The organism is Bacillus sp. FSL E2-8900 (assembly GCF_037966225.1).
GTDB classification, from domain to species: Bacteria; Bacillota; Bacilli; order Bacillales; family Bacillaceae_G; genus Bacillus_A; species Bacillus_A cereus.
The window spans coordinates 1,806,703-1,820,890 of record NZ_CP150193.1; the positions used below are offsets into that span (position 1 = coordinate 1,806,703).

A 14,188-nucleotide genomic window follows, 5' to 3' on the forward strand; every position below is an offset into this window, starting at 1 on the left:
AAAAGTCATAGGAGATAATGAAAATAAAAAGCAATCCAAAATAAATTGGATTGCTTTTTATCTTAATTAAAGAACCGGAGCCATTGTTTCTTTCAATACTTGAACAGAGTGGTCGAATTTTAATTCTTCATCTTCACTTAATTCAACCTCTAAAATTTCACGAACACCGCCGCGATTTAAAACAGCAGGTACCCCGATATAAACATCTTTTTGACCGTATTGACCTTCTAAGTAAGCTGATACAGTTAATACACTATTTTCGTCGTTTAAAATTGCTTTTGTAACACGTAGAAGTGACATACCGATACCATAATAAGTTGCGCCTTTACGCTCAATAATATGGTAAGCTGCATCACGGACGTTTATGAAAATTTTGTCTAAATCTTCTTGATTATACGTGTTGTCTTTTTCAAGCAGTGTTTGTAGTTTTTGGATACCAACGGAAACATGGCTCCAAACTGGAAGTTCAGTATCGCCGTGTTCTCCGATAATATAAGCGTGAATGTTGTGTGGACCAATATCGAAGTACTCACCTAACATATAGCGGAAACGAGCAGAATCAAGCGTTGTACCAGAACCGATTACACGTTCTTTCGGTAAACCAGATTCTTTCCAAGTTACGTAAGTTAAAATATCTACAGGGTTTGTTGCGATTAAGAAGATGCCATCAAATCCGCTATCCATAATACTGCGAACGATTTGTTTGAAGATTTTAGCGTTTTTCTCAACTAAATCTAAACGTGTTTCGCCTGGTTTTTGTGGTAATCCAGCTGTAATAACTACAAGGTCAGCATCTTTACAATCTTCGTAGCTGCCTTTCCATACTCTAGTTGGAGCTGGTGCGAATGGAACAGCATGACTTAAGTCCATTGCTTCCCCTTCAGCTTTTGCCTCATTTACATCGACTAAAACAAATTCTTCAGCTACAGCCTGGTTAATCATGCAGTAAGCATAACTACATCCAACTGCTCCTGTTCCTACTAATACAACACGGTTAATACCTTTTTTCATTTCAAAATTCCTCGCAATTTCATTGATTTTATTATGTAAGATAATACGTCTTACTTCTATAGAGTCATATCTAGTTTATTACATTTTATAAAAGATATTCAAGTATTTGAAAATGTATCCGTGCAAATCCGCGAACAAAACATAGGAATTCAGTGAACCGAATATAATTCAGTAAAATCCTTTGTAAAAGGGGAAATGGCATGGGGAATCCATTAGCAATGGAAGAAATGCTTCATATTATTCATGCAGGGCTTGTTAAAAAGAATAACCCAAAACGGATTACGATTGCAGGTGCAGGGATTTCTGGATTAGTTGCAGGTTCTTTATTAAAAGAGGCTGGGCACGAAGTAACGATTATAGAAGCAAATAACAGAATAGGTGGCAGAGTGTATACGATTCGGGAACCATTTAGTGTGGGTTTATATTTTAATGCGGGACCGATGAGAATCCCTGACACCCATAAGTTAACCTTAGCGTATATTCATAAATTTAAACTACCTTTAAACCTTTTTATAAATAAAACTTTTGCAGATATCATTTATACGAATAACATTCAAACGAGATTGAATGTGTTTGAAAATGATCCAAGTGTACTTGAATATCCGGTTTTGGATAAAGAAAGAGGAAAAACGGCAGAAGAGCTAATGATTGAAGTATTAGAACCAATACTAAATTACATTAAGAAGGATCCTGATAAAAACTGGCTTATCGTTGAAAAAAAGTATAAAACGTATTCGCTTGGTTCATTTTTAATGGAGTATTATTCAGATGGTGCGATAGATATGATTGGGGTACTTCTTGATATGGAAGCTTATATGGGAATGTCCTTAATTGAAGTATTACGTGAAATGATTTTCTTTACTTCAACAACGAAATATTATGAAATAACTGGTGGAATGGATAAGTTATCGAATGCATTCTTACCACAATTAAGGGAACATATTTTAATGCCGTATAAGGTTGATAAAATTATACAAGAAGATAATAAAGTAATGTTACAAGGAAATCATGAACAAACGTTAGAGCAATTTACAATAACAAGTGATTTTGCTATTATTACAATTCCATTTTCAGCGTTAAGATTTGTAGAAGTTCAGCCATACTATTTATTCTCTTATTTTAAAAAAAGAGCAATTCGTGAATTAAATTATATTGCTGCAACTAAAATTGCAATAGAGTTTAAAAGTAGATTTTGGGAGAAAGCGGGACAGTGTGGCGGTAAATCTATTACTGATTTACCGATACGGTTTACATACTATCCGAGTTATGGCATTCATACTCCAGGACCAGCTATCGTTATAGCAAGTTATACGTGGGCAGATGAGGCGTTAACATGGGATAGTCTCCCGCAAAGAGATCGTATTCGGTACGCATTAAAAAATTTAGCGGAAATATACGGTGACATCGTCTATAGTGAGTTTGTCACTGGAACATCTTTTAGCTGGAGTAAAAATCCGTATTCTTGCGGTGCATTTACAGCTTTCGAACCAGGCCAAGAGCTCGAGTTATTTCCGTATATTACACCACCATCTGGAAAAGTACATTTTGCAGGAGAGCATACGACATTAACACATGGATGGATGCAAGGGGCAATCGAGTCTGGAGTTAGAGTTGCATATGAAGTAAATGAACAGTGAATCTCTTATATTTACAAATGGTCATTCTTTTAATAAAATGATAAATATAAATCGTAATTATTACGCTTTGAATACATTTGAAGTAAAGAAATGGATGGTCGGTTGAATGAATAAAGTGGAGATTCATATATTAGGTGGTTTTTTAGGTAGTGGAAAATCAACATTATTACAAAATTTATTGTTAGCAGAGAAAAAGAAGAATAGAAAAGTTGCAGTATTAATGAATGAAATTGGTGAATACTCAGTAGATACAGATATTATTGGAAAAGAGAATGTTTTAAGAGAACTTCTTAAAGGATGTATTTGTTGTACGTTAAAAGAAGAGCTTGAAATACAATTACATTCGTTATACCAACAAGAAAGACCAGATGTAATTTATATAGAAACGACAGGTGTTGCGCATCCAATTGAAGTGTTAGACGCGTGTGTCTCGCCAATTTTAGCTCCTTTTCTGGAAGTGAAATCAATTGTAGTCGTTTTAGATGCAGTAAGGTGGTTAAATCGAAGTATATTAAGTGCAAATGTACAACAGCTATTGCATGAGCAACTGAAATTTGGTAGTCACATTCTTGTTAATAAAGCAGATTTACTAACAGATGAAGATAAGAATACAGTATTTGAAGAAGTAAAGGCAATAAATGATCATGCGAAAATGTATGAGACAAAGTATTGTAATATATCTTTAAAAGATATAGAAGAAGCAGAATTTCCAAATGATGAGGAACACGAGACACTACATGTCAAACAGCATTTACATATACAAACAATGACATATCAATTTACGAAACCGATTGATCAAGACAAATTATATGAATGGCTTTCGAATTTACCAGATAGTATTTATCGAGTGAAAGGTTTTGTGAAATTCCATGGAGATAAATACCCTCACCTATTCCAATATTCGTTCGGAGTACCAACTTTATTAGAACAAGACTTCGGTTTCCCGACAAACTTAGTAGTAATAGGAGAAGGACTAGATAAGAAACAATTGGCTGAAGGGTTAGAGAAAGTAGAACTTAACTCTAATTAAGGGGAAAAGACTAACTTAAAAATAAGTTAGTCTTTTGTATGGTCATTACTGAAATGAAACAGTATTTTCAATTGGATTGCAGAATATATATTGATTGTATGTCCGTTTCCATTACATAGGAAGGTGATTATATATTTGTGCCGAATGTAGAGGGTACTACAAGAGTTTTCCATTATCTATCGAATTAGTTAGTCATGATTACGGACAGGGGATTTTGGCGTGTTTGATTCTATCAGAAAGTAAAGTATGGGGAGGATCACAATGTCGATGAAAAAACGTAAGTGGCTAAAAACAATGTTTACTGGTTGTGTTTTAGGTTCATTATTAATAACGGCAGCTTGTTCAGGAAAGAAAACAAGTACAGAGGATGAAAAAACGATTAAGGTAGGAGTCCTTGCTTCTTTAACAGGACCGCTAGAATCGTATGGAAAACAAACAGTGAACGGATTTGAATTAGGGTTAGATTATGCAACTGGTGGAACTGGGAAAGTAGATGGGAAAAAGATTAAGTTTGTTGTAGAAGATACAGAAACGAAAGCGGATGTAGCAGTTAAAAAAGCTACGAAGTTATTAGAAGAAGAGAAAGTTGATTTTTTAGTTGGATCGTCTAGTTCAAGTGATACGTTAGCGGTTTTACCACTGGCTGAAGAATATGAAAAGATTATGGTTGTAGAACCGGCAGTTGCGGATAGTATTACCGGGAAGAACTGGAATAAATATATTTTTAGAACTGGAAGAAGTTCCTCACAAGATGCGATTGCAGGAGCAGCAGCAATTGCGAAAAAAGATGTAAAGATTGCAACATTTGCCCCAGATAACGCTTTTGGTCGTGAAGGGATTGCTGCATTTAAAGCGGGTGCGAAAAAATTAGGTGCGAACATTGTGAATGAGCAATACGCGGATACAAATTCAACAGATTTTACAGCGAATATTCAAAATATCATTAGTTCAAAACCAGATTATTTATTTATCGTTTGGGCAGGGGCAAATTCACCTTGGAAACAGTTGAAAGATATGAATGTGGAAGCGCAAGGTATTAAAATTTCTACAGGTGCGCCAGATATACCAGCATTAAAAACAATGGATGCATTAGTAGGTATGCAAGGTTTTTCTGTATATTATCACACACTTCCAAAAAATAAAGTGAATGATTGGCTAGTTGAAGAGCATAAAAAACGTTTTAATGGTGCAGTGCCAGATTTGTTTACAGCAGGAGGAATGTCAGCAGCAATTTCTATTGTAGAAGCCTTAAAGAAAACAAAAGGTGATACAGATGTAGATACCTTGATTAAGAAAATGGAAGGAATGGAATTTGATACACCGAAAGGAAAGATGAAGTTTAGAGAGAAGGACCACCAAGCGATGCAGACACTGTATTCTATCACATTGAAAAAGCAAGACGGTGTTGAGTATCCGGTGCCAGTGTTAGAGCGAGAATTAACGATGAAAGAAACAGAACCACCAGTTCAAAATAAATAGACTGAATTTTCTGTTGTTTTTGTATAAAGAGGGGGGACTCTCTTTATACATATTTCTTTCATACTCACGGCTTTAAAGGGAGGGATTTCGTGACACATTTGCTAGAGACGAAAAATCTTAGTGTATCTTTTGGTGAACATCAAGTTATTAAAGATGTAAATTTAACTGTCCAAAAAGGAAAGCTCATTTCTATTATTGGGCCAAATGGTGCGGGGAAGACAACGTTATTTAATTTACTAAGTGGACAGATTTCACCCACAACAGGTGAAGTGTATTTTAAAGGGCAAGATATTACAAAACTATCGATTTCAGATCGAACACGCTTAGGAATCGGTCGCTCTTTTCAGCTTACAAACATATTCCCAGAATTAACGGTACTTGAAAATGTCCGTTTAAGTGTTCAATCATTCGTACAAGATTACTATAGTTTTTTCCCGAGTTCAGCAAAATTAAAGCAACAAGTTGGAGAGGCGAGACGTTTCTTAAAAACAGTATTACTTCATGAAAAAGAGAACGTATTAGCGAAAGATTTGGCACATGGAGAGAAAAGGAAGCTAGAACTTGCGATGTTATTAGCTTTAAAAACGGATGTGTTATTACTTGATGAGCCGACGGCAGGTATTTCGGTTGAGGAAGTCCCTGCTATATTACAAGTGATTGAAAATATTAAGAAACATCCAGAGAGCACAATTGTACTTATCGAACACAAAATGGATATGATACTAGGTTTGTCAGATCATCTTATCGTTTTATTTCATGGAGAGTTATTGGCTGAAGGATTGCCAGAAGAAATTATGAAAGATGAGCGTGTACAAAGTGCTTATTTAGGGGGATTATGTAGTGGCACTATTACAAGTGAATAATATAGAAACGTATTTAGATCAGTTTCATATTTTGCAAGGAGTATCTCTTGCTGTTGAGAAAGGGACGATTACTGTACTGTTTGGTAGAAATGGGGCAGGAAAAACAACGACATTACGTTCAGTGATGGGGTTTCACCGCATTGCAGATGGTGAAATTTATTATGATAGTGCAAAAGTGAGTGGATTACCTACACATTTAATTTCAAGGAAAGGAATAGGGTATGTACCAGAAAATCAAGGTATTTTTCATGATTTGACAGTAGAAGAAACTTTCGCTCTTGCTAGGGGAAAAGGTGAGGAAGTAGAAGGGAAAATAGAGTGGATGCTGGAACTATTTCCGGATTTAAAGCAGTTTTGGAATAAGAAAAGTGGGCTCTTGAGCGGAGGGCAAAAGCAAATGTTGGCTATTTCAAGAGCGTTTATTAATAGTGATGGATTATTACTTATTGATGAACCGAGCAAAGGGCTATCCCCGATAATGGTGGAGAAATTAATGGTAGCTATTTTGAAGATGAAAGAGAAAACAACAGTTTTACTTGTTGAGCAAAATTTTATGATGGCCAGTCAAATTGGCGATTATTTTTACATTATGGATAACGGACGAATTGTTCATAACGGTTTTATGAATGAATTAAAAAAGGATAAGGAAATGTGTCATAAATATTTAGGAATCTCTTAACATGAATCCGAGGTGAAAAGGATGGATGTGTTAATCAATTTATTTGTAAATGGGATTTCAACAGGGATGCTCATTTTTTTGTTAGCATCAGGTCTTTCACTTATTTTCGGTCTAATGAGCGTTTTAAACTTTGCACACGGTGGTTTATTTGCATGGGGAGCATTTACAGGTGTTTGGTTATTTAATATGACAGGAAGTTATATATTAGCTTTAGTTGGAGCAGTAGCCATGGGAATGTTCCTAGGATTTATTTTAGAAAGGTTTCTTATTAGACCGGTATATGGAAATCATGTTCGACAGCTGCTCGTTACGCTTGGAGGAATGCTCGTTCTTAGTGAGTGTATTAAAATATTTTGGGGGCCAAACCCTATTAGTGCAAAATTACCGTTATGGTTACAAGGAAGTTTTACATTCGGAGGTATTATATTAATTAAATATCGTCTATTCGTTATTTTAATTGGGATAATTATTTACATTGCACTACTACTATTACTCAAAAAGACGAAGATAGGTCTTATGATCCGTGCAGGTGTAATGGATAAAGAAATGGTTCAAGCGCTTGGTATTAATGTAAAAGCGATATTTTCTTTCGTCTTTTTATTAGGGGCAGGGATGGCAGCTTTGGGAGGGTTCTTATTAGCACCGTATTCGGGCGTTATTTTCGCCGAGATGGGCATGCAGTATGCAATTTTAGCTTTTATAGTAGTAATTATCGGTGGATTAGGAAGCGTTCAAGGTTCAGCTATTGCTTCTTTAATTGTCGGATTAGCTGGTGCTTTTACAGCGTATTTTATACCAGATTTATCACTTGCAATTAATATGTTAATGTTACTATTTTTCTTAATAGTGAAGCCAACTGGACTTGTTGGTGAAAAGGGGTGAAATGGTGAACAACACATCGGACCGAATTAAAGTATACTTCGGAGTATGTATGCTCATTTGTTTAAGTGTATTTCCGTTCGTAAATGATTCACGGAGCCTGTTAATTTTGTTCACTCAAATCTTCATCTTTGCTATTTTTGCAATGAGTTTTGATGTATTGCTTGGGTATACAGGAATTGTATCGTTCGGTCATTGTATGTTCTTTGGGATAGGAGCATATGGGGTAGCGCTTTTATCTGATCGACAAGGCGTATCAATAACGAACTTTTTAATTGGAATAGTAGCTGCAATTATCGTTTCAGCAATCGTTAGTTATATAATTGGTTTGCTTTCTTTACGATTGAAAAGTCATTTTTATGCAATGTTAACACTTGCTATTTCACAGTTATTTTTCGTACTTGCTGAAAAATGGCGTGGGCTTACTCACGGAGGAGATGGTTTTACATTTGGGGTACCAGACGTATTCCGTGATCGTTTTACGTTTTATTATGTAACACTTATATGTTTACTTATCATTTTTGTTCTGTTACGTCTTTTCACCAAATCTTCTATTGGAAAAGTATTAAAGGCAATTTCCCAAAATGAGCAACGTGTTGAAGCACTAGGATATAAAGTGCTTCATTATAAAATTATTGCTAGCATTGTTGCAGGAGTAGTAGCTGCGATTAGCGGTGGTTTATTTGTTATCACATTGCGTTTTGTTAATACGACTGTATTTTCAATTGAAATGACATTAAATGCATTATTGATGACGATGATTGGTGGGGTTGGAACGTTAATTGGAGCAATTGCAGGAGCTGGAATTATTGAATCTCTAAAATATTATTTATCAGAACTAGCTACAGAGTATCCGATCTTTGAACGATGGACGATTATTCTTGGTTTATTGTACATTATCGTATTGCTAGTTTTCCCGAAAGGATTAGTTGGCACGGTTAAGGGACTGAAGAATATGAAACGGAATAAGAAGGAGAAAAGTGCAGAAGTGGAGCAAAATGTGTGAAAAATCAATTGTATAGAATATGAAAATCCCTCTTTTAGATTCATAAAGGAGGGATTTTTTATTAACCAAATAGTTCATCAGGGATTTGTTTGAAAGAGTTTTGATTTGTAAAAAAATGAACAGCTAATTTCTCAACTGGAACATCTTCAATTGGTACCAATTTATCATTTTTAATCGGCAAAAAGGCTATCCCTTTTCCGTCCTGAATAAACTCTTCCATAAGCGAATAAGAATCTAATTGTTGAAGTTGACGCTGAGATAAATTATTTTCTTTTAGAAATTGTATCGTCTTATTTCTAAAAGGACACTTTTTGTCATTACTAACGAAGAAGAGTTCCTTTGAATAGTCAATGATACATTTTTCTTGATCTTTTAGTAAGCCTATAGAAATTGAAGTAGTAAATACTTTTTTAAAACCTGCACCAGAATCATCCTCATAAGTGATGACCATATCAACTTTTTGTTGCTGCAGTAATTTTGGCAAATGACTACTATTTTCTACATATATTTGATAATTCATGAAATTTTCTTTAATACGCTTACTTAAATAATTAGTCAAAATCGATTGTGACGTCGCGATTATATAAGAAGACCCACTTGTTTTAATTTTATCTTTCGCTTCTTCTAATAGAGTTAATATTTGATTCGTGTAATCTAATAAAATGTCACCAGAAGGTAATAAGGAAACGCCTTTGTTATCTCTATGTAGTAAGGGCGTTTCTAATTCTTGTTCTAATTTTTTGATTCTTTCAGTTACGTTCGGTTGAACATAACCTAACTCTTTAGCAGCTTTACTAATAGAACCCTCACTGGCTACAGTTTTGAATATAATAAGATCATTTATTTCCATATATCTCAGCCCCTTATGCACTATCATTATAAATGATACCAAACATAATTTATACCTATTTTACGTTAGCTACTTATCGATTTATCATAATGTATATAAGATTGAAAGCGAGTGATAAACATGATTGGAATGCAATATAAGGTCATTTTGCCAAAGGATTATGACATGGAAATTATTAAGAAAAGGGTAAAGGATAATGGTTATAAAACTGATGGTTTCCAAGCACTAAATTTTAAAGCTTATTTAATTACGGAAACGGAGAAAGACGGGAATTTTTATAACTGCTATGCACCTTTATATATTTGGGATGGTCATGAAGGGATGAATAAATTTATATTTGAAGGGTACTACGATAATATTTTACAATCTTTTGGATGGCAACAAATACATATAGGTGTTCCATTAGTTGTTAATCTAAGTGATGATTTTAAGAAATGTAAGTATGTTGTTGAATACGTGGGGAGTATTTCTCAAAAGAATTCATTGATTGAAACTCAATTTAACTTTTTTAATAAGAATGTCCAGAATACAGAAAATTGTAAAGGGAATGTAATAGTGTATAACCCAGATAAGTGGGGATATAGTCAGTTTGGATTTTATGAAGTAAAGCCTGAAATTGAAGAGATAGAGGATATTACATTATATGAGGTTTTACACATTTCACAGTAGATGCGGAATTGAAATAGAAATAAATTATTTATAAAAAATCCATTTTGATTCAAGTAATAATGTTCAAAATGGACTTTTCTTAATTATCTTATGTATATTCAAAACAAATTGCTGCTTTTCTTAATTCTTTATTAAAGAATAAGTAAATACGATCGGCACCATAAGCTTGAAAATAATATCCTGTAACAAATCCAACATATGTAAAGGGATGTCCATATTCATCTTTTGGTACATATAGAAGATTCGTAAAGTCAAAAATTTCGTCTTCGTTATCGCAGTCTTCTAATAATTCTTCACCTTCTTCTGTCATAAAACGAATATCATCTAGGATACCATTTACCACAGGATAATTTAATCCCCAGCCATTTGTTTGTTTTTCAGCAAACCCTTGTTCTAATACTTCTACAGATGTTATTTCTTTTCCTAAGCTAGAATAAGGATAAATTTTTTGATTACGTTGAAAATACTCTTTACGGATTTGATAATCTCTTTTATTACGCTCATAGGCTTGTTCTATTATGTCAGAATTATTTTGTTCGATTTCGAAATAATTCCAATCCGCTTCAAATTTATATTTTCCATTAATGACATCGAATCCTAATGTATCTGCTTTCGTAAAATTTGTGTGAAATGGTTTGGTGAAATCACCCACGCAACCATCATGGATTTCTTTTGCTGACACAATATGTACCCATTCGTCCAATTCCGGTTCAATACATTGTAAGTTTATAGAACAAATGGGTAAAAAGTGCTTTTTATGTTGTTCCAAATCATCATAAAATATGTCTTCATATTCAGGGAATGGTTTTATAAATTGTTTAGAAATATGCATGTTCTGCCCACCTTTATATTAGTGATTTGTTTAATTTTATCATTTTATTTTAATTTTTTCTTATTTAAAAATTTATGATACACATAGTTATGGGAATAAAGAGTTCGTAAGTAAGGTGGATGTCTTATTGTTAAAATTTTATCATATGTCGAACAGTTGAGAGATGAAGCAAAGTAAGACTTCATACTTATACATAGCTTTATTACATTCGACACATAACGACAATATGCTGTCCATTTATCTGTTAGTATAATATATAGTTTTTGGGAACTTTTATCATTTTTACATTGGGGGAAGGGAATTTATGTTTAAAAAAATCGCGACAGTCACTTTAGCAGGGACGTTAGCTTTCAGTTTATCGGCATGTGATGAGAAGAAAGAAGTAGCTAAAACTGTATCAAATAATACGAAGGAAGAGCAAAGTAGTGCCAAAAAAGAAAATACGAAGAATGAAGATACAAGAGAATATAATGTTGAAAAAACTACTCAAATTAGAAATCAAAAATTAACAGTCCATAAAGTACAAATAGCACAAGTGGCAGAATATGATAAGCTGGAAAAAGGTAATGAGTTTGTTATTGTTCATGTTACAGTAGAGAATATTGGTAATCAAAAAGTTAGAATTAATCCATTAGATTTTTACCTTGAAAGAGGAGATGGAAGTATCGTGGACCATACATTTTCAACTAGTAATAAAAACGTTTTTAAAATTAAAGATGTAGATCCAAACGGTAAGATAACAGGAGCCATAACGTTTGAAGCGAAAAAAGGTGATTCTAATCTTGAATTAATTTATAGACCTGATGTTATGTCTAAAGAGGAAGTAAAGGTAGAACTTAAATGATATATCCTGTAAAAGCCCAATTGGTGTAAACAAGGTTTTTTATGCAAACTTATACAGGTTTTACATGAAGACGGTATGCTCAAATGAATTTACGTTACGATAAAAGAAAATAATAGATTAGATGGTGTGAATTTCAAACATACTGTTTTGAAAACAAAAAATAAATGCATGATAAGGATTGGCGTTGGAGCTTAATCCTTTTTTTATGAAGATGTAGAGAATGGCAAGTAGACCTAATACTACACGAGTGATGCCTTTAGTTAAGTAAAAGTAAGTTGAGTTATATAAAAAATGTGATTTTCTCTTGCATTACTATCACTTGAGTGGTAAAGTGATAGTGAGATTCACGATAGGAAGTGATCAAACATGCGTGATAATACGATAGGATCATTAATATGGTTACGTTTAATACGATTTACGAACCAAAGTAATCAAATGTCAAATGAGTTTTTAAAACGTTTTGATTTAACGACAGCTCAATTTGATGTGCTTTTGCAAATACGTACGTATCAACCACTAACACAAATGGAGTTAGCTGAAAAGGTAACTGTTACACAAGGTGGCATTTCTCGAATGTTAACTCGTCTTGAAAAAGAAGGATATATTGTACGAAAACAAGATTGGAAAACGAAAACAATTAGTCTTACAGAGCAAGGAGAAGCAGCTTTAGAGAGAGCATTGCCAGAACAACTTGCATTTCAATCTTCGTTTTTTGATGATGTATTAAATGAAGAAGAGCAGAAAATATTATATGAGCTGATGACGAAAGTTCATAAGCATAGTGAAAAAAAAGAATTACCGCAAGAGTAATTTTTTTTACACCATCAATTGACTAATCAAGTGATGGTGTAGGTAATACGGAGATAAACTTGACTTACCAACGTTTTTAGAAAAAAACTAATACTACTTTATTAAAGGGGAGAGTAACTATGGAAAAATACCGTATAGATACAAGAAAAGGAATTGAGTTTGGATTATATTCAATTGGTGATCATGTTTTAAATCCACATAATGGGGAGAAAATTACGCCAGAAAAAAGAATTCATGAACTAATTGAAACAGCTAAGTTAGCAGATGAGGTAGGGCTTGATGTGTTTGCTGTAGGTGAAAGTCATCAAACGCATTTTACAACGCAAGCTCATACAGTTATTTTAGGTGCGGTCGCGCAAGCTACGAAAAATATAAAAATTGCAAGTTCCGCAACGATATTAAGTACATCTGACCCAGTTCGAGTATATGAGGATTTCGCTACCATTGACTTGATTTCTAATGGTCGTGCTGAAATCGTAGCTGGTCGTGGATCTCGTATTGGAGGATATAGTTTACTTGGTTATGACGTGAATGATTATGAAGAATTATTTGAAGAGAAGATGGATCTTTTATTAAAAATTAATAACGAGGAACATGTAACATGGAATGGACAGTTCAGAGCACCACTCGCACATGCATCGGTGATTCCAAGAGCGAAAAATAATAACTTACCAATTTGGCGTGCAGTTGGAGGTCCACCAGCTAGTGCAATTAAAGCAGGACGTGCAGGTGTGCCAATGATGATAACAACACTTGGTGGTCCAGCAATTAACTTTAAAGTGTCAGTAGATGCTTACCGCGAGGCTGCTCAGCAAAGCGGATTTGATCCAGCTAGTTTACCAGTTGCGACAACGAGTTTATTTTATACGGCAAAAAATTCACAAGATGCACTTAGTGAATATTACCCTCACATTAATGCTGGTATGCTTACACTGCGCGGTGATGGGTATCCGAAACAGCAATTTACAAATGCAATAGATTACCGTGATGCTTTAATGGTTGGTAGCCCACAACAAATCATTGAGAAAATGCTTTACCAATATGAATTGTTTGGCCAACAACGCTTTATGGCACAAATTGATTTTGGCGGTGTACCATTTGATAAAATTGAGAAAAATATTGAATTCATTGCTACTGAAATTTTACCAGCCGTTAGAAAACATACAGCAAAATAAATAAAAAAACTGAGAGTTTAATCGACTCTCAGTTTTTTTATTTGTTCTGGAAAAATGACAAAAAAATGAACTTTTAGTCGAGGAAGAGGGAAGTTATTTTCTATTTTTGAATAACATTATTTCGAGTTTGAATTTTGAAAATACATTTTTCTCTTGACAAAAAATAAGCATTTATCGTGGGTGCTTTCGAGGACATTTTTCCGAGTGAAAGTCAAGCGTATGAAGAAAAAACGATTGTTTTATAGATATAAAAGTAAGAAGTATATTGAAAAAACACATTTTGCTAATGAGAAAAATCTGATTCAAAAAAATGACAAAAGACATATTTCAGACAAAATGATGTCAATAATACGTCAAAAATAACCTGAATTTACTATGCAGGTATATTATACAATTCGATTAACGAATAAAACACTACAGAAAT

General features: G+C 33.9%; 14 protein-coding genes. 11 read left to right on the top strand and 3 right to left on the bottom strand.

The annotated features are described in order from the left end of the window. Positions 1–66: 66 nt before the first annotated feature. Positions 67–1,011, bottom strand: coding sequence for an L-lactate dehydrogenase (locus NST90_RS09365; protein ID WP_000715321.1), 945 nt, complete (start codon positions 1,009–1,011; stop codon positions 67–69). A gap of 200 nt (positions 1,012–1,211) precedes the next feature. On the opposite strand from NST90_RS09365, the gene NST90_RS09370 reads away from it, so the two are divergent. The 7 genes from NST90_RS09370 to NST90_RS09400 all read left to right on the top strand — a co-directional run bounded on the left by NST90_RS09370 (position 1,212) and on the right by NST90_RS09400 (position 8,584). After that, positions 1,212–2,648: a flavin monoamine oxidase family protein gene (locus NST90_RS09370; RefSeq protein WP_000528002.1), complete on the top strand. Its 1,437-nt coding sequence runs from the start codon at positions 1,212–1,214 to the stop codon at positions 2,646–2,648. 106 nt (positions 2,649–2,754) lie between these two features. Next, complete coding sequence (locus NST90_RS09375) at positions 2,755–3,678, top strand: GTP-binding protein (RefSeq protein ID WP_001044939.1); 924 nt, start codon at positions 2,755–2,757, stop codon at positions 3,676–3,678. Between the two features lie 261 nt (positions 3,679–3,939). Continuing rightward, positions 3,940–5,157, top strand: a complete 1,218-nt coding sequence (locus NST90_RS09380) for a substrate-binding domain-containing protein (RefSeq protein WP_006920464.1) — start codon at positions 3,940–3,942, stop codon at positions 5,155–5,157. An 89-nt stretch (positions 5,158–5,246) separates the two neighbouring features. Further along, entirely contained in the window at positions 5,247–6,020 is a 774-nt protein-coding gene (locus NST90_RS09385) for an ABC transporter ATP-binding protein (RefSeq protein ID WP_006920466.1), read from the top strand. After that, positions 5,998–6,699, top strand: a complete 702-nt coding sequence (locus NST90_RS09390) for an ABC transporter ATP-binding protein (RefSeq protein WP_001196696.1) — start codon at positions 5,998–6,000, stop codon at positions 6,697–6,699. The genes NST90_RS09385 and NST90_RS09390 overlap by 23 nt, the downstream gene beginning before the upstream one ends. 21 nt (positions 6,700–6,720) lie before the next feature. Continuing rightward, positions 6,721–7,581, top strand: coding sequence for a branched-chain amino acid ABC transporter permease (locus tag NST90_RS09395; RefSeq protein ID WP_000382787.1), 861 nt, complete (start codon positions 6,721–6,723; stop codon positions 7,579–7,581). Between the two features lie 49 nt (positions 7,582–7,630). After that, positions 7,631–8,584, top strand: a complete 954-nt coding sequence (locus NST90_RS09400) for a branched-chain amino acid ABC transporter permease (RefSeq protein WP_025710355.1) — start codon at positions 7,631–7,633, stop codon at positions 8,582–8,584. 61 nt (positions 8,585–8,645) lie between these two features. On the opposite strand, the gene NST90_RS09405 is transcribed toward NST90_RS09400, so the two are convergent. Next, positions 8,646–9,434 (bottom strand): LysR family transcriptional regulator, encoded by a 789-nt coding sequence (locus NST90_RS09405; protein ID WP_000405005.1) that lies wholly within the window; start codon positions 9,432–9,434, stop codon positions 8,646–8,648. Positions 9,435–9,554: 120 nt separating this feature from the next. Between NST90_RS09405 and NST90_RS09410 the strand changes: the two genes are divergently transcribed. Next, the gene (locus NST90_RS09410) at positions 9,555–10,103 is read left to right on the top strand and encodes a DUF4865 family protein (RefSeq protein ID WP_016122327.1); all 549 of its coding nucleotides are present in this window, start codon (positions 9,555–9,557) and stop codon (positions 10,101–10,103) included. An 88-nt stretch (positions 10,104–10,191) separates the two neighbouring features. Here the strand turns inward: NST90_RS09410 and NST90_RS09415 are convergent, their stop codons facing one another. Further along, positions 10,192–10,935, bottom strand: coding sequence for a siderophore biosynthesis protein (locus tag NST90_RS09415; protein WP_283748210.1), 744 nt, complete (start codon positions 10,933–10,935; stop codon positions 10,192–10,194). A 304-nt stretch (positions 10,936–11,239) separates the two neighbouring features. Between NST90_RS09415 and NST90_RS09420 the strand changes: the two genes are divergently transcribed. The 3 genes from NST90_RS09420 to NST90_RS09430 all read left to right on the top strand — a co-directional run bounded on the left by NST90_RS09420 (position 11,240) and on the right by NST90_RS09430 (position 13,764). Next, complete coding sequence (locus NST90_RS09420; RefSeq protein WP_000473159.1) at positions 11,240–11,779, top strand: DUF4352 domain-containing protein; 540 nt, start codon at positions 11,240–11,242, stop codon at positions 11,777–11,779. Between the two features lie 366 nt (positions 11,780–12,145). Beyond that, the gene (locus tag NST90_RS09425) at positions 12,146–12,589 is read left to right on the top strand and encodes a MarR family transcriptional regulator (protein ID WP_001205523.1); all 444 of its coding nucleotides are present in this window, start codon (positions 12,146–12,148) and stop codon (positions 12,587–12,589) included. Positions 12,590–12,708: 119 nt separating this feature from the next. Next, complete coding sequence (locus NST90_RS09430) at positions 12,709–13,764, top strand: LLM class flavin-dependent oxidoreductase (RefSeq protein WP_006921908.1); 1,056 nt, start codon at positions 12,709–12,711, stop codon at positions 13,762–13,764. Positions 13,765–14,188 lie beyond the last annotated feature (424 nt).

Coding starts and splice junctions, on each gene's coding strand:
- NST90_RS09365 (WP_000715321.1), bottom strand. CDS start 1,011: ATGAAAAAAGGTATTAACCGTGTTGTATTAGTAGGAACAGGAGCAGTT.
- NST90_RS09370 (WP_000528002.1), top strand. CDS start 1,212: ATGGGGAATCCATTAGCAATGGAAGAAATGCTTCATATTATTCATGCA.
- NST90_RS09375 (WP_001044939.1), top strand. CDS start 2,755: ATGAATAAAGTGGAGATTCATATATTAGGTGGTTTTTTAGGTAGTGGA.
- NST90_RS09380 (WP_006920464.1), top strand. CDS start 3,940: ATGTCGATGAAAAAACGTAAGTGGCTAAAAACAATGTTTACTGGTTGT.
- NST90_RS09395 (WP_000382787.1), top strand. CDS start 6,721: ATGGATGTGTTAATCAATTTATTTGTAAATGGGATTTCAACAGGGATG.
- NST90_RS09400 (WP_025710355.1), top strand. CDS start 7,631: ATGCTCATTTGTTTAAGTGTATTTCCGTTCGTAAATGATTCACGGAGC.
- NST90_RS09405 (WP_000405005.1), bottom strand. CDS start 9,434: ATGGAAATAAATGATCTTATTATATTCAAAACTGTAGCCAGTGAGGGT.
- NST90_RS09410 (WP_016122327.1), top strand. CDS start 9,555: ATGATTGGAATGCAATATAAGGTCATTTTGCCAAAGGATTATGACATG.
- NST90_RS09415 (WP_283748210.1), bottom strand. CDS start 10,935: ATGCATATTTCTAAACAATTTATAAAACCATTCCCTGAATATGAAGAC.
- NST90_RS09420 (WP_000473159.1), top strand. CDS start 11,240: ATGTTTAAAAAAATCGCGACAGTCACTTTAGCAGGGACGTTAGCTTTC.
- NST90_RS09425 (WP_001205523.1), top strand. CDS start 12,146: ATGCGTGATAATACGATAGGATCATTAATATGGTTACGTTTAATACGA.
- NST90_RS09430 (WP_006921908.1), top strand. CDS start 12,709: ATGGAAAAATACCGTATAGATACAAGAAAAGGAATTGAGTTTGGATTA.